An 18,822-nucleotide genomic window follows, 5' to 3' on the forward strand; every position below is an offset into this window, starting at 1 on the left:
CGGACTGACGCAGGCCGGCGCCTGCGTGCGAGAATTCGTACTCAATCGCACGGAATACGAGCCCCGGATGATTCAAGGCGAGCAGTCCCCGATCAAGGATGGCGAGCTGATCGCCGCCATCGATATGGGTTCCAACAGCTTTCACATGGTCGTGGCGCGGGTGGAGCATGGCGAACCCCGGGTGATCGACCGCCTGCGCGACACCGTGCGCATGGCCGCTGGCCTGCGCGCCGACGGCACGCTGGACGCCGAGCACCGCGCGCGGGCGCTGAACTGCCTGGCCCGCTTCGGCCAGCGCATCGCCGGCCTGCCCTCGGCCCGGGTGCGCGCGGTGGCCACCAATACGGTGCGCCGGCTGGCTTCGCCGCAGTCCTTCCTGACCGCCGCCGAGACCGCGCTGGGCCATCCGGTGGAAATCGTCTCCGGCCGCGAGGAAGGCCGCCTGATCTTCCTGGGCGCCTCGCACGACCTGCCCGCCTCGCGCGAGAACCGCCTGGTGATCGACGTCGGCGGCGGCAGTACGGAATTCATCATCGGCCGCGGCCTGGCCCCGATGCACACCGAAAGCGTACAGGCCGGCTGCATCGCCTCGACCATGCGCTTCTTTCCCGGCGGCAAGCTCAATCGCAAGCGCTGGCAGCGCGCCACCGGCGAACTGGGCGTGCTGCTGCAGCAGTTCGCCGAGGATTACCGCGAGGCCGGCTGGGTGGATGCCTTCGGCTCCTCCGGCACGGCCAAGGCGATCGGCGGCGTGGTGCAGGCCATGAAGTTCTCCGACGACGGCATCACGCCGGCCTCGCTGGCCCAGCTGCGCGACGCCCTGCTGGCCCAGGGCCAGATCGGCGCGCTGAAGCTGCCGGGCCTGTCCGACGACCGCGCGCCGGTGATTGCCGGCGGCGTGGTGATCTTCGAAGCCGCCTTCGAGGCGCTGGGCATCCAGCGCATGCGCGTGTGCGAAAGCTCGATGCGCGAAGGCCTGCTGTGGGACCTGCTGGGCCGCGCCGGCGGCACCGACCCGCGCACCGCCAGCATCGACGCGCTGGCCGCGCGCTACGGCGTGGACCGCGCCCAGGCGCGGCGGGTGGAATCCACCGCGCTGATGCTGTTCGACCAGGTGGCCAAGAGCTGGAAGCTGGACGGCGAGGCGCGCGAATGGCTGTCGTGGGTGTCGCGCGTGCACGAGATCGGCCTGGCCATCGCGCACAGCCAGCACCATCACCATGGCGCCTACATCCTGCGCCACGCCGACCTGGCCGGCTTTTCGCGCCAGGAGCAGCAGTTGCTTGCCGCCGTGGTGGAAGCGCATCGCCGCAAGCCTGAGAAGACCTTGTTCTCCGCCCTGCCGCAGCGCTACCGCGCCCTGGCCCGGCAGATCACCGCCCTGCTGCGCCTGGCCGTGCTGTTCCGCCGCGCGCGCCGCGCCGAATCGCTGCCGCAGATGCGCCTGGCCGCCACCGCCCAGCGCCTGCGCCTGGGGCTGCCGGCGGCCTGGATCGAACAGCATCCGCTGACCGAGGCGGACCTGGAGCAGGAGCGCCCGCCGATGGCCGAACTGGGCCTCACCCTCGACCTGACCACCTTCTGATCGTGCGGCCCGCGTTTTCCTGCGCCGACGCTCTTAAGGCCACCCTCACCGGCGCCGCGTATCATGCGCGGATGCCTGACGCCGCCCGACACGCCATGCGACGAATCCTTAGCCTTCTTGCCCTGCTCGCCCTGCCCTTCGCGCTCTCCGCCCAGGCGGTGAAGCAGGCGCCGGCCGCGACGCCGTCCAACCTCCCGCATCCGCAGGTGGTGCTGCACACCACGGTGGGCGACATCACGGTGGAGCTGTATCCGGACAAGTCGCCCAAGAGCGTGGCGAACTTCCTGCAGTACGTGCGCGAAGGCTTCTACAGCGGCACGGTGATGCACCGCGCGATCGCCGGCTACATGGTGCAGGGCGGGCTGTACACGCGCGACCTGCAGCCCAAGCGCACGCATTCGGCGATCGCCAGCGAGGCGGACAACGGCCTTTCCAATCTGCGCGGCACGCTGGCCGTGGCGCGCGGGGCGGATCCGAATTCGGGCACCTCGCAGTTCTTCTTCAACCTGGTGGACAACCGCCGGCTGGACTACGTCGGCAACCAGAGCGGGCTGACCTGGGGCTTTGCCGTGTTCGGCAAGGTGGTGAAGGGCATGGACGTGGTCGACAAGATCGCCGGGCTGCCGACGCGGGCGCTGGGGCCGTTTGCCAATGACGTGCCGAATCCGTTGCCGGTGGTGGACAGCGCCTATGTGATCGGCGAGGAGGCACCGGCGCGAGCGGCGAGCGCGGCGACACCTCCGGCTGCTGCGCCTGCCGCCCCCGCTGCGAAGCCCGCGCCTAAGAAAGGGACCAAGGGCTGATGCATACGTTGTTCATTGCCGATCTGCATCTGGATGCGGCGCGGCCGCGGATCACGCGATTGTTCGAGGAGTTTCTGGCCAGCGACGAAGCGCTTGGTGCGGATGCGGTGTACATCCTCGGCGATCTGGTGGAGGCGTGGATCGGCGATGACGACGACGCGGAACTGCCGGCGCGGATTGCTGCCGCGACCAAGGCGCTGAGCGATGCCGGGGTGCCGGTGTATTTCATGGTGGGCAACCGGGATTTTCTGCTGGGCGAGAAGTTTGCGCGGCGGGCGGGGTTTAGCTTGCTGGAGGATGGCACCGTGCATGACTTGTACGGGCGGCCTACCCTGCTGATGCATGGGGATGTTTTGTGTACCGATGATGTGGCTTATCAGGCGGTGCGGAAGCAGGTGCGGACGGCGGAATGGCAGGCACAGATTCTGGCGATGCCGTTGGAGGCGCGTAGAGCGTTTGCGGCGAAGGCGAGAGAGGATAGTAAGGCGCATACGGGGAGCACCATGGAGACGATCATGGATGTCAACGCCGGTGCGGTGGCTGAGGCGATGGTGCGTGCCGGGGTGACGCGGTTGATTCATGGGCATACGCATCGGCCAGCGGTGCATGGTTTCGAGCTGGATGGGAAGGCGGCTGAGCGGATCGTGCTGGGGGATTGGTATGAGCACGGGTCGGTGTTGAAGGTGACGCCGAGCGAAGTCGAGTTGCGGGGATTGGCGGTCGGCTCCTAGTTCGTCATTCCGGCGTAGGCCGGACGAGCGCGCAACGCGAAGAACGCCCGAAGGGCGGCCCCGAAAGGGGCGAGCGCAGCGAGTCATCCAGTGGCAGTGCGCTGTGGGTAAGCATGGGCCTTCAAGAGACTAGCTCTCGACTAAACGTTCTTCGCGAAATGCAAAACGCCCCGTTGGGGCGTTTTTTGTTTTGGGCTTCGGTGTGCGGTGCGCTTTGCCGTGACGCGTGGGATTGTTGGGCCCATCCATGGGCCCAACCCCTTCGCGCTGCGCGCTGCGGGGCCAGCCTGCGGCTGTCCAAATTTGTTCCTGACAAATTTGTCGAACCGGTTGCTCGGCATAGCCGAGCAACCGGTTCTCTGTACCCTCTCTCTCCGCCAGATACGCAAAACGCCCCGAAAGGGGCGTTTTGCGTATCTGGCGGAGAGAGAGGGATTCGAACCCTCGATAAGGCTTTTGACCCTATACTCCCTTAGCAGGGGAGCCCCTTCGGCCTCTCGGGCATCTCTCCATTTTTGTCCGCATTTCTGCGGAGCCGGCAAGGATACCGGCCGATGGGTCTTTCGTAAAGCCTTCAGACGGTCAGTGGCTGTCGGAGCCGCCGTCTTCAGGTTTGTGCTCGTTCTGGATCCGCTGATAGATCTCTTCGCGATGCACGGCTACGTTCTTGGGCGCGTTGATGCCGATACGCACCTGATTGCCCTTCACGCCCAGGACGGTGACGGTCACCTCGTCGCCGATCATCAGGGTTTCGCCGACCCTGCGGGTCAGAATCAACATGTTTGCCACTCCATGAAAGCTATGTGGTCACAGGCCAGCGGATGGTGAAACCTCACCCCTGAGCTACACCATCCGAGTTTCGACGAACCATCGAAGGCCCTACCGCCTTCCCCGGCACAACGGCGTTCGCTCGAGAGCGGCCGCCGGCTGGCTACGCCACAACGCGCGTAGCCGACATTCGACCGATACTAGCCGAGCGCGCGCGGGCTGCGCAATGCGCTGGGCCTATGGCATGTGGTCTATTCACCTAGGTTTTATCAATTCAGACGCGAGCCAATCCATGCCGGCAAAGCAGCCAGCAAGGCAGGCAGCGCGGCGGTGTCGGAGCCGCCGCCCTGGGCCATGTCGGCGCGGCCGCCGCCCTTGCCGTCGATCTGGCTCGCCACGTGCGCGACGACGTCGCCGGCCTTGATGCGGCCGAGCGCCTTGCCGTTGACGCCAGCCACCAGCGACACGCGCCCGTCGGCGGCGCCGGCGAGCAGCACCACGCAGTCGGCGAGCTGCTGCTTGAGCTGGTCCATGCTGTCGCGCAGCGCCTTCGCATCGAGGCCTTCCAGGCGGGCGGCGACGACCTTGATGCCGTCGACGTCCTGCGCGGCGGCGGCCAGGTCGGCGGTAGCCGAGCCGGCGGCCTTGGCGCGCATGGATTCGAGTTCGCGTTCGAGCTTCTTCTGCTTGTCCAGCAGCTGGCGCAGCTTGTCGACCACTTCCTCGCCGCTGGTCGACAGCAATTGGGACAATTCCCCAAGGCGGCGCTCTTCGTCGGTGACATAGGCAAGCGCACCGGCGCCGGTCACCGCTTCGATGCGGCGCACGCCGGAAGCCACTCCGGCCTCGCTGACGATCTTGAACAGACCGATGTCGCCGGTGCGGCCCACGTGGGTGCCGCCGCACAGCTCGGTGGAGAAGTCGCCCATGCGCAGCACGCGCACTTCGTCGCCGTACTTCTCGCCGAACAGCGCCATCGCGCCGAACTCGATCGCCTGGTTGTAACCCATGTGATGCACTTCGGCCTGCGCGTTGCGGCGTACCTCGGCATTGACCAGGTCTTCGATGCGCGACAGTTCCTCGCGCGATACCGGCTTGAAGTGCGCGAAGTCGAAGCGCAGGCGCTCCGGCGCCACCAGCGAGCCCTTCTGCGTGACGTGCTCGCCCAGCACTTCGCGCAGCGCGGCGTGCAGCAGGTGGGTGGCGGAGTGGTTGAGCACGATGGCCTGGCGGCGCGCGCCGTCGACCAGCGCGTCCACCGCATCGCCCACGCGCAGCGGCTGCGCGCCCTGCCACTGGCCGGCATGGCCGAAGAACACGCCGCCCATCTTGAGCGTGTCGGCCACGTCGAAGCGGCCGGCGCCGTTGGCGAGGCTGCCGGTGTCGCCGACCTGGCCGCCGGATTCGGCGTAGAACGGCGTGCGGTCCAGGATCACCAGGCCTTCCTCGCCCTGCGCCAGCTGCTGCAGCTGGATGCCGTCGCGCACGATGCCCACCACCTGGCAGCCCTGCGCCGAGATGGCGTCGTAGCCCAGGAATCGGGTGGGCTTGAGCTGGCTGGCCAGCTCCGCCGGCATGTTGCCCTTGGCCTTGAAGCTGCCGCCCTTGCGGCCGCGCTCCTTCTGCTCTTCCATCGCGCGGTCGAAACCTTCCATGTCCACCGACATGCCGCGCTCGCGCGCGATGTCGGCGGTGAGGTCGACCGGGAAGCCGTAGGTGTCGTACAGGCGGAACGCGTCGGCGCCAGGAATGCTACTGCCGGACTTGCCCGCCACTTCGTCGAACAGGCGCATGCCGTGCTCCAGCGTTTCGCCGAAGCGCTGCTCCTCGGTGCGCAGCGCCTCTTCCACGAAGGCCTGCTTCGCGGCGAGGTCCGGATAGGCCGCGCCCATCTCCTCGACCAGCGGCTTGACCATCTTCCAGAAGAAATCGCCGCGCACGCCCAGCATCCAGCCGTGCCGCAGCGCGCGGCGGATGATGCGGCGGAGCACGTAGCCGCGGCCTTCGTTCGAGGGCAGCACGCCGTCGACGATCAGGAAGGAGCAGGCACGGATATGGTCGGCGATCACGCGCAGCGACTTGTTCGCCAGATCCGCCGTGGCGGTGAGTTCGCCGGCCACCTTGATCAGGTGCGCGAACAGGTCGATCTCGTAGTTGGAATGCACGTGCTGCAGCACCGCCGCCACGCGCTCCAGGCCCATGCCGGTATCCACGCACGGGGCCGGCAGCGGCGACAGCGTGCCGTCGGGCGCGCGGTCGAACTGCATGAACACCAGGTTCCAGATTTCGATGTAGCGGTCGCCGTCCTCGTCCGGCGAACCGGGCGGGCCGCCGGCGATGTCCGGACCGTGGTCGTAGAAGATCTCGGTGCAGGGACCGCAGGGGCCGGTATCGGCCATCTGCCAGAAATTGTCGGAAGCGAACGGCGCGCCCTTGTTGTCGCCGATGCGCACGATGCGCTCGGCCGGCACGCCCAGCTCCTTGTGCCAGATGTCGTAGGCCTCGTCGTCGGTGTGATAGACGGTGACCCACAGCTTGTCCGCCGGCAGCTTGAACACGCCGGTCAGCAGCTCCCAGGCGTACTGGATGGCGTCGCGCTTGAAGTAGTCGCCGAACGACCAGTTGCCCAGCATCTCGAAGAAGGTGTGGTGGCGCGCGGTGTAGCCCACGGCGTCCAGGTCGTTGTGCTTGCCGCCGGCGCGCAGGCAGCGCTGCACGTCGGCCGCGCGCTTGTACGGCAGCTTCTCGCTGCCCAGGAACACGTTCTTGAACGGCACCATGCCCGAGTTGGTGAACAGCAGGGTCGGGTCGCTGGCCGGCACCAGCGAGCTGGACGGCACGATGGTGTGGCCCTTGGAGCGGAAGAATTCGAGGAAGGTGGAGCGGATGTCGGCCGTCTTCATTGCGTGCGGATCGTCGGTGTGGGCGCCGTGGAGGCCACGCCGCGACGCAGCCGGGCGATCAGTCGCTTTCGTCGGCCAACTCGTCCACTTCGGCGTGGGTAAGACCTCTTACTGTGGCGGCGGCAAAGCCCCGACGCAAGAGAAACTGCGCCCGGCGCTGCTTTTCGGCCGGGTCCGATGCGGGTTTGCCGCCATAGCGGCGGCGCAGCTGCGCGGCGGCCGACTCGGCCCAGTCCACCTCCGCGGCGTCCAGCAGCGCGCGGATGCGTGCGTCGGACAGGCCGTGGCTCTTGAGCTCCGCGCGCAGGCGCGCGGGGCCGTAGCCCTGGGCAGCGCGGCTGCGCACCAGCATCTCGCCGAAGCGTTCGTCGTCCTGGTAGTGCTGGGCGCCAAGGCGGTCCAGCGCCGCGCTGGCCTCATCGGCCTCGTAGCCGCCCTGGCGCAGCTTGCGCCCCAGCTCGCGGCGGGAGTGCTCGCGGCGCGCGAGCATGCCCAGGCCCTTGGCGTAGGCTGTGGCCCTGTCCTTTTTCCCGGCGGGTTTCTTGTCGCTGGAGCGGTCTTTCGGCATGCGTGGCTGTTCGTCTCAGCAGACCAGGTCGATCAGGCCGAACCAGAGCGCCCCGACCAGGCCGACCACGGCACCGATGGCCAGGCCGACGGCGGCGACCACGGCTTGCGCCACCAGCCGCGCCGTCAGGCTGCGGCGGAGGGGAATGGCGGGGGTTTCGGTGATGGCCATGCGCTGTCTCCGTACCGATCAGTGCGTGGCGGGCCGCGCGGCGACGCGGGCCGCGATCTGGTCCGCCAGGTCGGCGGCATCCTGGCCGGCCGCGTGGACCGCCTGCAGGATGGAGGCCGTCTGCAGCCCGCCGGGGCGCGAAGCCTCGGCCAGCGCCCAGGTACGCGCGGCGCGGCGGCCGCTGCGGCAGTAGAGCAGGACGGGTTTCTGGCCTTGGGCCAGGTTGCGGCCCAGCGCCTCGACGGCGCCGGCGGGCACGTCCCCGTGGCTTACCGGAATGTAGTCGAAGGCCAAGCCCTGCCCCGCGGCAGCCGTGCTCATCGCACTGGCGGGCGGCTGCCCGGCGACTTCGTTATCGGGGCGCAGGTCGATCACCGTGCGGAATCCCTGCGACTTCAGGCTGCCCAGCTGCTCAGGCCCGATCTGCTCGGAAATCCATACGCCCGGCGCCAGCTGCCTCACATCCAAGCCTGCCTCCGCTTGCGCATGACGCGCCGCGCTCGCGTGATCGAACGCGGCCGTAGCCAGCACCGCTACCGCTCCTAGAGCGATCGCAGCAAGAAAAGTCCAACGCAACTTAGGCATCTTCCCTGCCCTCTATCGCCGGGATCGGCGCGGCCCGGCCAGTATGGCCGGGCCGCGCTGGCGTCGATCAGGCTTCCTCGAGCGCTTCTTCGGACGCCGTGGTCTTGCCGCCGCCGCTCACCAGCAGGCGGGCGCGCAGTTCGCGGTCCACTTCGTTGGCGATGTTCGGGTTGTCGCGCAGGAACTGGCGCACGTTCTCCTTGCCCTGGCCGATGCGGTCGCCCTTGTAGCTGTACCAGGCGCCGGACTTCTCGATCAGGTTCTGCGCCACGCCCAGCTCGATGATCTCGCCTTCGCGCGAGCTGCCCTCGCCGTAGAGGATCTCGAACTCGGCCTGGCGGAACGGCGGCGCCACCTTGTTCTTGACCACCTTGACGCGGGTTTCCGAACCGATCACTTCCTCGCCCTTCTTCACCGCGCCGATGCGGCGGATGTCCAGGCGCACCGAGGCGTAGAACTTCAGCGCGTTGCCGCCGGTGGTGGTCTCGGGGTTGCCGAACATCACGCCGATCTTCATGCGGATCTGGTTGATGAAGATCACCAGGCAGTTGGACTTCTTGATGTTGGCGGTGAGCTTGCGCAGCGCCTGGCTCATCAGGCGGGCGTGCAGGCCGACGTGGGAGTCGCCCATCTCGCCTTCGATTTCGGCCTTGGGCGTGAGCGCGGCGACCGAGTCGACCACCACCACGTCCACCGCGCCGGAGCGCACCAGCATGTCGGCGATTTCCAGCGCCTGTTCGCCGGTGTCGGGCTGCGAGACCAGCAGGTCGTCCACGTTGACGCCCAGCTTGGCGGCGTAGGTGGGATCGAGCGCGTGCTCGGCGTCGACGAAGGCGGCGGTGCCGCCGTTCTTCTGGCAGTTGGCGATCACCTGCAGGGTGAGGGTGGTCTTGCCGGAGGATTCCGGACCGTAGATCTCGACCACGCGGCCGCGCGGCAGGCCGCCCACGCCCAGCGCGATATCCAGGCCCAGCGAGCCGGTGGACACGGTGTCGATGACGTCGTCGGTGCGGTCGCCCATGCGCATGACCGCGCCCTTGCCGAACTGCTTCTCGATCTGGCCGAGGGCGGAAGCGAGCGCCTTGCGCTTGTTGTCATCCATCGTCTTGTATCCCGAATGCGTGAGGAGTGGCGGTTAAGTGGAAAGCATGATGCGCCGGCCGTGTCTCAGGGGCTGCGATCACGCAGACAGGCAGTATCCCATACCGGTCAAGCCTGCCCGTGTAGGCGAACCCCGGTCAGTCGGTCAGCGCCTTGCGCACGCCGGCGAGGGCGGCGGCCACGGTCTGGCGGCGGATCGCCTCGCGGTCGCCGTCGAACTGGAACAGCCGGCCGTGCGCGTAGCCGCCGCGGCGCTTCCAGCCGATCCACACCGTGCCCACCGGCTTGTCGGCGGTGCCGCCGCTGGGACCGGCGATGCCGGTGACCGCCACCGCCATGCCGGCGCCGAAGCGCGCCAGCGCGCCGGAAACCATCTCCAGCACGGTTTCCTCGCTGACCGCGCCGGTGCGTTCGAGCGTGCGCGGATTGACGCCGAGCAGCGCTTCCTTCGCCTCGTAGCTATAGGTGACCACGCCGGCGTCGAACCAGGCCGAGCTGCCGGGCAGATCGGTCAGCGCCTTGGCGATCCAGCCGCCGGTGCAGGACTCGGCGGTGACCAGCATGAGCTTGGCGGCCAGCGCGGCCGCGGCGACGTCGCGGGCGAGCGCGGCGAGGTCGGCGTCGGTGGGGACGGACGGCAGTGACATGAAAACTCCGTGGGGAAACGGCCGCATCGGATCGACGATGCGCAGCGGGCTGTTCTACCCCTTATGCGCGCGTGGGCCAAGACTTGACGGGGGCGCCACTTGGCCGTGGCGGTGGCCGCTAGAAATCGTAGCTGCCGCTCAGCAGCACGCTGCGCCGCTCCACCAGCGGCACGAAGCTGTCGTCGAAATCGTCCGCGCGCAGTGCCCGGCCCAGCAGGTTGCGCACGCCCAGGGTCACGCTCCAGCGCGGCGCGCGATAGAAGACGTTGGCGTCCAGGCTGTATTGCCCGGGGTTGCGGAACACGGTCTGGCCGTCGGTCAGCAGTCCGTCGGCGTGGCTGCGCGCATGCACGCCGGCGCCGACGCCCCAGCCGGCCCGCGCCGCCGGATCGAAGCGGTAGCTGGCCCATGCGTCCACCCGGTGCCGTGGCGCGCCCGGCACCGGCGAGCCGTCGTGCTTCTCCACCCGCGCGTAGGTGTAGCTGGCGCTCACGTCCAGGCCCGGCGCCAGCCGGCCGTTGAGCTCCGCCTCGACGCCCTGGTTGGTCTGCCCCGGCCCGCGGTAGCCGAAGTACGGCGGCTTGGGCGAGATCAGGTCGGTGCTGCGGTCCAGCGCGATGCGGTACCAGGCCACGGTCAGGCGCGCCCGGTCCTGCGCCAGGTCGAACTTGGCGCCGGCCTCCAGCTGGCGCGACAGCACCGGCAGCAGCGGCTTGCCGTTGCGGCCCAGCACGGTGTCCGGCTGGAAGCCGTGCGACAGGCTGGCGTACAGCGCCACGCCGGGCGCCGGCTTGTAGACCAGGCCGAGATTGGGCACCCACTGCACTTTGCGCCGCACCCACGGCGAGCCGTCGCGGTGCTGGGTCGACAGCACATAGGCGGCACGGCGGATCGCCACCAGCGCATTCCAGTGTTCGCCCAGCTGCATGTGGTCCTGCAGGAACAGGCCGCTGTCGGTCACCCACGGGTCGCCGGAGAAGGCGAACTTGTTCATGCCGAACGGATGCAGCTCCTGGTCCGAAGTCAGCGAATCGACCGGCGGCAGCTTCGCCCCGCCCAGGATGTCGATGCTGCCGTCGCCGAGGGTGGCCTGCACGTCTTCGAAGCGGCCGACGCGGGCGCGCGAGTAGTCGAAGCCGAGCATCACCTTGTGGCGCGTGGAGCCGGCGTCGAAGGCCGCGACCAGTTCGTTCTGCAGCGTGTAGAACGCGTCCTTGTAGCGGTATTTGTCAGCCAGCGCGAAGGCGTTGCCGTCGTCCTGGAAATAGATCCACCAGGCCTGCATCGTGCCCACCTCGTCCACGTACTGCGCGCGGCTGCGCAGCGACCAGACGTCGTCGAAAGCGTGCTCGAACAGGTAGTAGTAGCGGGTGGTGCGGAACAGCGCGTGGTCCTGCGCATTGCCCAGCAGCACGTCGCGCGGCGTGGCGGAAGCGGCGCTGTCGTCCGTCCAGGCCACGTGGTCCGGCACCGGAAAGCGGTTGACCATGCGCGACAGGCCGAGGATCCACTGCGTATCGCTGCCGTCCCAGCCCAGCGAAGGCGCCACGAAGTTGGTGCGCCGGCCCGCATAGCCCTGCGGCGTACGGTCGGTGCGGTCGGCCGAGAACACCAGGCGGTACAGCCAGCGGCCGTCGCGATCGAGCTTGCCGGCGAAGTCGCCGTCCAGCTGCGTGTCGCCGTGGCTGCCCAGCGCCCAGGTCAGCCGGTGCACCGGCGCGGCCTGCGGTTTCTTCATCACCAGGCCGATCAGGCCGCCGAAATTGTTGTTGCTGGAGACATCGCCCAGGATCGACTGCGGCCCGCGCGGCACTTCGATGCGGTCCACCGCCACCAGCGGCGGCAGATCGCCCACGCCGACCACCGCATTGGGCATGCCGTCGGTCAGCCCGTTGCCGGTGCGGAAACCGCGGATGCGGAACTCCGGCAGGCCGACTTCGGTATCCAGGTATTGCACGCCGGCCAGGGTGCGCAGCGCGTCGGGCACGGTGCGGTCCTGGCGCGCGTCCATCAGGTCGCGCGTGACCACGCCTACCGACTGCGGCAGGTCGGCCGGATCGGCCTCCAGGCGCGCGGAGCCGCTGGCGTAGTCGGCGCGGTAGCCGTTGGCGAACAGCCCGATCGACTGCACCGCCGCCAGGTTGGTGACCGGCACCGGCGGCGGCTCGGCGTGGCCCGGCGCGGGCGCGGCCGCCGGCTTGACCACCACCGTATTGCCGCCGATGAAACGATAGGTGAGCGAGGTGCCGCGCAGCAGCTCGGTCAGCGCCGCCTCGCGGGCGAACGAGCCCTGCACCGGCGAGGAGCGCAGCGAGGCGGCCAGATCGCCGGAAACCAGCACCTGCACATTGGCCTGCCCGCCGTAGGCGATCAGCGCCGGCGCCAGCGGCTGGGCCGCGATGGCGAACGGCTGCGTGGCGGGGACAGCGCTGTCATCACCGGCGGCGGCAAGCGTCCATGGCGACGCCATGATGCAGCCGCAAACGAACAGCCAACCGAAACGCCGCATGTCCCCCGCCGCTTCCCCGACGAAAACCGCGAGTGTGACATGGTCGACAATTCATTAGGAATTGTTCTTATGCGACGGGAGCCGGCATCGATTCAGCCGGATACCCGCCAGGCTTGCGGCTCACTGACGCGCGATCGGCCCCCGGTCGCTCAGCACCACTTCGTCCGGCCGCATCTCGACCCGCAGCGGCAGCACCTGCGGCAGCGCCTCCAGCCAGCGGTCGATGGCGTCGGTGCGGATGGTGCCGGTGAAGGCCAGCGCGGCCAGCTTCGGATCGGCGATGCGTACCGGCCGCTTGCTGTAGCGATTGAGGCTGGCCACCACCACGTCCAGCGGCTCGTTGTCGAACTCCAGGCGGTGCTCGCGCCAGGAGGCGGTGCGCGCCGGATCGGACTGCGCCACCTGCAGGCCCTGCCCCGGCACGTAGACGATGCGCTGACCGGCGGTGGCTTCCTGCACGCTCACGTTGCCGGGCGCGTTGACCATCACGCGGCCCTCGGCCACCTCGATCATCACCCGGTCGCCGCCGCGCCGCACGTCGAACGAGGTGCCCACGTCGCGGATGCGCACTTCGCCCACGCGCACCTCGAACGGCATGTCGTCCGGGGCGATCTGGAAGAAGGCCTCGCCTTCGCTCAGCTCCACCCTGCGCAGGTTGCTGTCGAAGCGCGCGGCGATGCGCGAGGCGCCGCCCAGCGCCACCCTGGTGCCGTCCGGCAGCAGCACGTCCTGGCGCTGCGCCACCTGGCTGGCGTAGTCGCGCGCCACCGTGGCGGTGAGGAAAGTCCAGGCCAGATAGCCGCCCGCGGTCGCCGCCACGAAACCCGCGGCCAGCGCCATCGGCAGCCATGGACGCGCGCTTTTCTTCGCGCGCGGCGTGGGCAGGCCGCGCCGCAGTACGTCGCGCGAGGCGCCGTCCAGCTGCACCACGTCGTCGGCGAGCGCGCCCAGGCGCTCGAACGCGGCGAGGTTTTCCTCGCGTGCGGACCATGCAATCCATTGCGACAAGGTCGCCTCGGACACTTCCGGCTCGCGCAGGCGCAGCCACCAGTCGGCGGCGGCGCGCAGGCGCGCTTCTTCGATCGTCGTGATGCCGGACATCAGCCTTCCTCCAGCTGGTCGACCCGGGCGCGGCAATGCGCCAGGGCCCGCGTAACGTGATAGCGCACCATGCGCTCGCTCAAGCGCATGGCATTCGCCACCGCGCGGAAATCCAGGCCTTCGATCATGTGCGCCATGAAGGCCTCGCGTGTTTTCGGCGGCAGTTCGCCCAGGGCCTGGCGCAGGCCGTGCAGGCGCTCCACCGCCATGGCCCGGCGCTCCGGCGCGGGCGCGGTCTGCGGCTCGCGGATCGCCACTTCGTCCACCGCCCGGGCATGGATGCCGCGCTGGCGCAGGCGGTCCATGGCCAGGTTGGAGGCGGTGCGGAACAGATAGGCGCGCAGGTCGTCGACGCCTTCGGGACGCTCCAGCGTCAGCATGCGCACATAGGCTTCCTGCGCCACTTCCTGCGCATCGGAAATCGACTGCAGCCGGCACTGCAGGAAGGCCAGCAGCGCGCGGTGATGCGTGCGGCACAGCTCCTCCAGGCGCGCGACGTGCGCGGACGTGCGGGTGCCGGGCTGGTCGGTGGAAGGGCTCACGGTATCCACGCGGGCTCCTGCGGCAAAAAGGGCATGAACGGTGCGGCGGCGCGCGGCGCGGGTGCGGCCACGGCTTCGGCCTGCGGCGCCGCGCGGCCGAGCGCGGCGGTCAGCACGCCTTCCGCGGCCAGGCGCAGCGCCTCGCGGCGCCGGAACGCGGCACGGTGGTGGCTGGGCACGTCGGCCTCGCTCTTGCGCGGCGGCTCCACCGGCAAGGCGAACCAGCCGTCCTCGGCCACGCCATGCTGTTCCGTCCAGAACGCATCGTAATCCGCCTGGAACTGCCCGGCGCGGCGGCGGTTCAGCGGGTGGGCGCGATTGGCGATGCCGACCACGCGGGCGATGCCGGCGTGGCGCGCGAAGGCGCAGGCCAGGCCCAGCATCAGCTGCTTCGGGCGCAGGCCGTGCATCTGCTTGGTCAGCTCGCGCACCAGCTCGCGCGCATCGCCGCCGCCCGGCCCCTGCAGGCAGCCGATGGCGAGCGCGCGGCCGTCGTCGATCACCGTGCACACCACGCGATACAGCGTGCGCCCGCCGATTTCCTCCAGATGGATGCCAAGCTCGCCTTCGCAGCCCTTGTCGATCGACGGGCGCAGGCTCAGCACCAGCTCGCTGCCGTCCTTCAGCGCCAGCAGGCCGATCGGCACGCCGCCTTCGACGTAGATGGCGTCGAACAGCGGCGCCGGCAACCGTGCCAGCATGAAGCGGTAGTGCGAGAGCAGCGCGCGCAGGCGTTCGCGGCGGCGCCACTGGTCGTTGACGAAGCGGTGCAGATGGCGCTCGAACAGGCGCGGATCGCGGCGGCAGCAGGCATGCATGCGCGCATCGCCCTGCACGAAGCGCAGGTAGCCGGTATGCAGCAGCGGCAGGCATAGCGCGCGCGCCAGGTACTTGGCCGCTTCGCGCAGGCGGGCGCGCGGTGCGCGCGGCCAGTCCTGGCGCTGCCGCAGCGAGGCCAGCCAGCCGCGCCCCGGCACGGCGGGCGCCGGGCGGCGCAAGCCCGGCGCCAGCTTCAAGGCGCCGCCATCGGAGACGGTGAGACGGATGTTCAAGCGGAAAGCTCGCGAGTGACCAAAGACCCCCGGAGGACGAACTCGCGCGGCGTTTTTGAAATACCCCGGGATCGCGCCGTGCGTGCGGCCGATAGCTGCCGCGTCAGCGACTTACGTCGGGCTTACGGCATGGCGCCGGAAAGCGGCATGGATCGAAGCTGCCCCAGGCCGTATGCTTCGGCGCTTTCGCTCCATCTTCCCCGGCCGCCGCACTCTTCGCGGCCCGCGCCTGCCCGCCAGCGCCAGCCGGAAGAGCCACCGGATTGCACGGACACCGATGACGGACACGCATCTCGAACACACCCCGCTCATGCGCCAGTACCTGACGGCCAAGGCCGCGCACCCCGAGGTGCTGCTGTTCTTCCGCATGGGCGATTTCTACGAGCTGTTCTACGACGACGCGCGCAAGGCGGCGCGGCTGCTCGACATCACCCTCACCCAGCGCGGCCAGTCGGCCGGCCAGCCGATTCCGATGGCGGGCGTGCCGTATCACGCGGTGGAGAATTACCTGGCCAAGCTGGTGCGCCTGGGCGAGTCGGTGGCGATCTGCGAGCAGATCGGCGATCCGGCGCTGGCCAAGGGCATCGTCGAACGCAAGGTGGTGCGCATCGTCACGCCGGGCACGGTCACCGACGCCGCCCTGCTGGAAGAACGCCGCGACAACCTGCTGCTGGCCATCGCCGCCGGTCCGCAGGCCAGCTACGGCCTGGCCTGGGTGGACCTGGGCAGCGGCCGCTTCCTGCTCAGCGAAGTGCCCAGCGCCGAAGCCCTCGCCGCGGAGCTGGCGCGGCTGCAGCCGGCCGAGACCCTGGTCGACGAAGCCGTGGCCTGGCCCAAGCTGGTCAGCGGCCTGCCCGGCCTGCGCCGGCGCCCGCCGTGGCATTTCGACAGCGATGCCGCGCGGCGCGAACTGAACCGCTTCTTCGGCACGCGCGACCTCGGCGGCTTCGGCGTGGACAACCTGCCGCTGGCGATCGCCGCGGCCGGCTGCCTGCTCGGCTACGTGGAAGAAACGCAGAAGAGCGCGCTGCCGCACGTCTCCGGCATGTCGGTGGAAAGCGCCAGCGAGACCATCGCGATGGACGCCGCCACGCGCCGCAATCTGGAGCTGGACACGCACCCCAGCGGCCGCACCGAACACACCCTGCTCGGCGTGCTGGACGAAAGCGTGACGCCGATGGGCGCGCGCCTGCTGCGCCGCTGGCTCAACCGCCCGCTGCGCTCGCGCGAGGCGTTGCGCCGGCGCCACCAGGCGATCGGCGCGTTGCTCGACAACGCGTCGATGAACGGCCGCGGTTACGAAAGCCTGCGCGAACGCCTGCGCGGCATCGGCGACCTGGAACGCATCCTGGCCCGCGTGGCGCTGCGCTCGGCGCGTCCGCGCGATCTGTCCACGCTGCGCGACGGCCTCGCCGCCGCACCGCTGCTGCGGGCGGAAATCGCCGCGCTGGACAGCCCGCTGCTGCACGCGCTGGTCGAACGCATCGGCGACCATGCCGACAACGCCGCCCTGCTCGCCGCCGCGGTGGTGCCGCAGCCGCCGGTGCTGCAGCGCGACGGCGGCGTGATCGCCGACGGCTACGACGCGGAGCTGGACGAACTGCGCCGCCTGTCCACGCATGCCGACCAGTACCTGGTCGAACTGGAAGAGCGCGAGAAAGCCGCCAGCGGCATTGCCACGCTCAAGGTCGGCTACAACCGCGTGCACGGCTACTACATCGAAATCAGCAAGGCGCAGTCGGAAAAAGCGCCCACGCACTACACGCGCCGCCAGACCACCAAGAACGCCGAGCGCTACATCACCGAAGAACTGAAAACCTTCGAGGACAAGGTGCTCTCGGCCAAGGAGCGCTCGCTGATGCGCGAGCGCGCGCTGTACGAAGCGCTGCTCGACACGCTGACCCAGCGCCTGGAACCGCTGAAATCCGCCGCCGCCGCGATGGCCGAGCTGGACGTGCTGTTCACCCTGGCCGAACGCGCCGCGACGCTGGACTGGAGCGCGCCCACGCTCACCGACGAGCCCGGCCTGCACATCGAGCGCGGCCGCCATCCGGTGGTGGAGAAAGTGCGCGCCGAACCGTTCGAGCCGAACGACCTGCATCTCGACGACGCGCGCCGCATGCTGGTGATCACCGGCCCGAACATGGGCGGTAAATCCACCTACATGCGGCAGAACGCGCTGATCGTGCTGCTCGCGCATATCGGCAGCTACGTGCCGGCCAGCGCGGCGGCGATCGGCCCGGTCGACCGCATCTTTACCCGCATCGGCGCGGGCGACGACCTGTCGCGCGGCCAGTCCACCTTCATGGTGGAGATGAGCGAGACGGCCAATATCCTGCACAACGCCACCGCTTCCAGCCTGGTGCTGATGGACGAAGTCGGCCGTGGAACCAGCACCTACGACGGCCTGGCGCTGGCACGCGCGGCGGCGGTACACCTGGCGGCGAGCAGCCGTGCGTACACCTTGTTCGCCACGCATTATTTCGAGCTGACCGAACTGGCCAGCGAATATCCCACTATCGCGAACGTGCATCTGGACGCGGTGGAATACGGCGAGCAGCTGGTCTTCATGCACGCGGTGAAGGAAGGCCCGGCCAACCGCAGCTTCGGCCTGCAGGTGGCGGCGCTGGCCGGCCTGCCGAAGTCGGTGATCGCCGATGCGCGGCGCACGCTGGCGGAGCTGGAGCGCGGCATGCACCAGCAGGCGTCGGCGGCGAAGCCGAAGGCGGACAGCTCGCCGCAGCTGGGCCTGTTCGCGCCGGCGGAACCGTCGGCGGCGGAGCGTGCGCTGGACGAAGTGGATCCGGATGCGCTGACGCCGCGCGAGGCGCTGGAGGTTTTGTACCGTCTCAAAGCCCTGCTTTGACCGGCCTCAATCTCCAGAAGCAGATCCTTCTCCCTCCGGCGACCCGAAGGTAGTCCCCGTGGGAGAGAAGGTGCCGGCAGGCGGATGAGGGTTCGGCCGGAGCGGTGCACATCACCCTTGTGCTCCGCCCGTACCCTCACCCCAACCCCTCTCCCAAGGGGAGAGGGGCTCTCTCAAGTGAGGCGAACGGTCTTACGCAGCCGCCGGCACCGGCGCCGGAAACGGCTCGCGCCACGCCGGCAGCGCCATCAGCCGCTCATGCCAGCGCTCGATGTTGGCGAAGCCCGCCACCGGCAGGCGCGCTTCCTTCGCCCACGGCAACAGCACGCCGGCGCCGAAGTCGGCGATGCTGAGCTGGTTGCCTACGAGGTAATCGCGCGTCGCCAGGTGCGCGTCGAGCACCGCGGCGAAGCGCTTGAAGAAGCCGGTCGCCTCTTCCACCGCCGCGGCATTGGGCTCGCCCAGGCCGGCCCAGGGCTTGATGATGTGCTCGAAGTACAGCGAGCTGCCGTGGCGCGAGAAATGCACCATGTCCCAGGACAGCCAGCGCAGCACTTCCACCTGGCTGGCCGCATCCGCGGGCCACAGATCGGAACCGGCCTGCACCGCCAGGTGCGCCATGATCGCGGTGCTCTCCCACAGCCGCAGCTCGCCATCGACCAGCAGCGGCACCTTGCCGTTCGGGTTCTGCTCCAGGAAGGCCGGCGCGCGATGCTCGCCCTTGCTCAGGTCCACGCGGATGAACTCCACCGGCGATCCCAGGTACTTCGCCACCGCGCAGACCTTGCGCGGATTCATGGTCTCTGCGTAGTACAGCTTCATGGTCGTGCCTCCATAGGTGAGGGGCTCCTGCCCCGGGGGGATGGCCACGAAGTCTGCCGGCGAACTTC

At 69.3% G+C, this 18,822-nt stretch carries 16 protein-coding genes and 1 tRNA gene; 4 read left to right on the forward strand and 13 right to left on the reverse strand.

What is annotated here, in order from left to right; all coding sequences use genetic code 11:
- Positions 1–67: 67 nt before the first annotated feature.
- The 3 genes from ISN75_RS14375 (at position 68) to ISN75_RS14385 (ending at position 3,119) form a co-directional block, all read left to right on the forward strand.
- Positions 68–1,585: a Ppx/GppA phosphatase family protein gene (locus ISN75_RS14375; protein ID WP_167254383.1), complete on the forward strand. Its 1,518-nt coding sequence runs from the start codon at positions 68–70 to the stop codon at positions 1,583–1,585.
- A 95-nt stretch (positions 1,586–1,680) separates the two neighbouring features.
- Positions 1,681–2,388 carry a peptidylprolyl isomerase gene (locus ISN75_RS14380; protein ID WP_167254381.1) on the forward strand — a complete coding sequence of 236 codons (708 nt, stop codon included), beginning with the start codon at positions 1,681–1,683 and terminating at the stop codon, positions 2,386–2,388.
- A complete protein-coding gene (locus ISN75_RS14385) occupies positions 2,388–3,119 on the forward strand; it encodes a UDP-2,3-diacylglucosamine diphosphatase (RefSeq protein ID WP_343818754.1) in 732 nt (243 codons plus the stop codon). Before ISN75_RS14380 ends, ISN75_RS14385 begins: the two co-directional genes overlap by 1 nt.
- A 418-nt stretch (positions 3,120–3,537) precedes the next feature.
- Here the strand turns inward: ISN75_RS14385 and ISN75_RS14390 are convergent.
- The 12 genes from ISN75_RS14390 to ISN75_RS14445 form a co-directional block, all read right to left on the reverse strand.
- A tRNA-Ser gene (locus ISN75_RS14390) sits at positions 3,538–3,630 on the reverse strand.
- A 71-nt stretch (positions 3,631–3,701) separates the two neighbouring features.
- Positions 3,702–3,899 carry a carbon storage regulator CsrA gene (gene csrA, locus ISN75_RS14395; RefSeq protein WP_167254377.1) on the reverse strand — a complete coding sequence of 66 codons (198 nt, stop codon included), beginning with the start codon at positions 3,897–3,899 and terminating at the stop codon, positions 3,702–3,704.
- A gap of 257 nt (positions 3,900–4,156) precedes the next feature.
- Positions 4,157–6,790, reverse strand: a complete 2,634-nt coding sequence (gene alaS / locus ISN75_RS14400; RefSeq protein ID WP_343818753.1) for an alanine--tRNA ligase — start codon at positions 6,788–6,790, stop codon at positions 4,157–4,159.
- 58 nt (positions 6,791–6,848) lie between these two features.
- A complete protein-coding gene (locus ISN75_RS14405) occupies positions 6,849–7,358 on the reverse strand; it encodes a regulatory protein RecX (protein WP_343818751.1) in 510 nt (169 codons plus the stop codon).
- A 15-nt stretch (positions 7,359–7,373) separates the two neighbouring features.
- Positions 7,374–7,529, reverse strand: a complete 156-nt coding sequence (locus ISN75_RS14410; RefSeq protein ID WP_168647088.1) for a hypothetical protein — start codon at positions 7,527–7,529, stop codon at positions 7,374–7,376.
- 18 nt (positions 7,530–7,547) lie between these two features.
- Positions 7,548–7,991 (reverse strand): TIGR01244 family sulfur transferase, encoded by a 444-nt coding sequence (locus ISN75_RS14415; protein ID WP_343818905.1) that lies wholly within the window; start codon positions 7,989–7,991, stop codon positions 7,548–7,550.
- 190 nt (positions 7,992–8,181) lie between these two features.
- Positions 8,182–9,216: a recombinase RecA gene (recA, locus tag ISN75_RS14420; RefSeq protein ID WP_167254367.1), complete on the reverse strand. Its 1,035-nt coding sequence runs from the start codon at positions 9,214–9,216 to the stop codon at positions 8,182–8,184.
- Between the two features lie 136 nt (positions 9,217–9,352).
- Complete coding sequence (locus ISN75_RS14425) at positions 9,353–9,862, reverse strand: CinA family protein (RefSeq protein WP_167254365.1); 510 nt, start codon at positions 9,860–9,862, stop codon at positions 9,353–9,355.
- A gap of 118 nt (positions 9,863–9,980) precedes the next feature.
- On the reverse strand, positions 9,981–12,332 hold the full coding sequence (locus ISN75_RS14430; RefSeq protein ID WP_167254363.1) for a TonB-dependent siderophore receptor: 2,352 nt from the start codon (positions 12,330–12,332) through the stop codon (positions 9,981–9,983).
- A 159-nt stretch (positions 12,333–12,491) separates the two neighbouring features.
- Complete coding sequence (locus ISN75_RS14435; RefSeq protein WP_343818746.1) at positions 12,492–13,472, reverse strand: FecR family protein; 981 nt, start codon at positions 13,470–13,472, stop codon at positions 12,492–12,494.
- The gene (locus ISN75_RS14440) at positions 13,472–14,023 is read right to left on the reverse strand and encodes an RNA polymerase sigma factor (protein WP_343203580.1); all 552 of its coding nucleotides are present in this window, start codon (positions 14,021–14,023) and stop codon (positions 13,472–13,474) included. The genes ISN75_RS14435 and ISN75_RS14440 overlap by 1 nt, the downstream gene beginning before the upstream one ends.
- Positions 14,011–15,066 carry a VirK/YbjX family protein gene (locus ISN75_RS14445; RefSeq protein WP_343818744.1) on the reverse strand — a complete coding sequence of 352 codons (1,056 nt, stop codon included), beginning with the start codon at positions 15,064–15,066 and terminating at the stop codon, positions 14,011–14,013. The genes ISN75_RS14440 and ISN75_RS14445 overlap by 13 nt, the downstream gene beginning before the upstream one ends.
- A gap of 277 nt (positions 15,067–15,343) precedes the next feature.
- Here ISN75_RS14445 and mutS point away from each other — a divergent pair, with 277 nt between their 5' ends.
- Positions 15,344–17,932, forward strand: coding sequence for a DNA mismatch repair protein MutS (mutS, locus tag ISN75_RS14450; RefSeq protein WP_343818742.1), 2,589 nt, complete (start codon positions 15,344–15,346; stop codon positions 17,930–17,932).
- 192 nt (positions 17,933–18,124) lie between these two features.
- Here mutS and ISN75_RS14455 read toward each other — a convergent pair whose 3' ends face one another.
- The gene (locus ISN75_RS14455) at positions 18,125–18,754 is read right to left on the reverse strand and encodes a glutathione S-transferase family protein (protein ID WP_343818740.1); all 630 of its coding nucleotides are present in this window, start codon (positions 18,752–18,754) and stop codon (positions 18,125–18,127) included.
- Positions 18,755–18,822 lie beyond the last annotated feature (68 nt).

This window comes from Dyella marensis, from assembly GCF_049532885.1.
Lineage (GTDB): Bacteria > Pseudomonadota > Gammaproteobacteria > Xanthomonadales > Rhodanobacteraceae > Dyella_D > Dyella_D marensis.

What these genes read in the sequence shown, in the direction of transcription:
- ISN75_RS14375 (WP_167254383.1), top strand. Translation starts at nt 68, where the DNA reads ATGATTCAAGGCGAGCAGTCCCCGATCAAGGATGGCGAGCTGATCGCC.
- ISN75_RS14380 (WP_167254381.1), top strand. Translation starts at nt 1,681, where the DNA reads ATGCGACGAATCCTTAGCCTTCTTGCCCTGCTCGCCCTGCCCTTCGCG.
- ISN75_RS14385 (WP_343818754.1), top strand. Translation starts at nt 2,388, where the DNA reads ATGCATACGTTGTTCATTGCCGATCTGCATCTGGATGCGGCGCGGCCG.
- csrA (WP_167254377.1), bottom strand. Translation starts at nt 3,899, where the DNA reads ATGTTGATTCTGACCCGCAGGGTCGGCGAAACCCTGATGATCGGCGAC.
- alaS (WP_343818753.1), bottom strand. Translation starts at nt 6,790, where the DNA reads ATGAAGACGGCCGACATCCGCTCCACCTTCCTCGAATTCTTCCGCTCC.
- ISN75_RS14405 (WP_343818751.1), bottom strand. Translation starts at nt 7,358, where the DNA reads ATGCCGAAAGACCGCTCCAGCGACAAGAAACCCGCCGGGAAAAAGGAC.
- ISN75_RS14410 (WP_168647088.1), bottom strand. Translation starts at nt 7,529, where the DNA reads ATGGCCATCACCGAAACCCCCGCCATTCCCCTCCGCCGCAGCCTGACG.
- recA (WP_167254367.1), bottom strand. Translation starts at nt 9,216, where the DNA reads ATGGATGACAACAAGCGCAAGGCGCTCGCTTCCGCCCTCGGCCAGATC.
- ISN75_RS14425 (WP_167254365.1), bottom strand. Translation starts at nt 9,862, where the DNA reads ATGTCACTGCCGTCCGTCCCCACCGACGCCGACCTCGCCGCGCTCGCC.
- ISN75_RS14430 (WP_167254363.1), bottom strand. Translation starts at nt 12,332, where the DNA reads ATGGCGTCGCCATGGACGCTTGCCGCCGCCGGTGATGACAGCGCTGTC.
- ISN75_RS14435 (WP_343818746.1), bottom strand. Translation starts at nt 13,472, where the DNA reads ATGTCCGGCATCACGACGATCGAAGAAGCGCGCCTGCGCGCCGCCGCC.
- mutS (WP_343818742.1), top strand. Translation starts at nt 15,344, where the DNA reads ATGACGGACACGCATCTCGAACACACCCCGCTCATGCGCCAGTACCTG.
- ISN75_RS14455 (WP_343818740.1), bottom strand. Translation starts at nt 18,754, where the DNA reads ATGAAGCTGTACTACGCAGAGACCATGAATCCGCGCAAGGTCTGCGCG.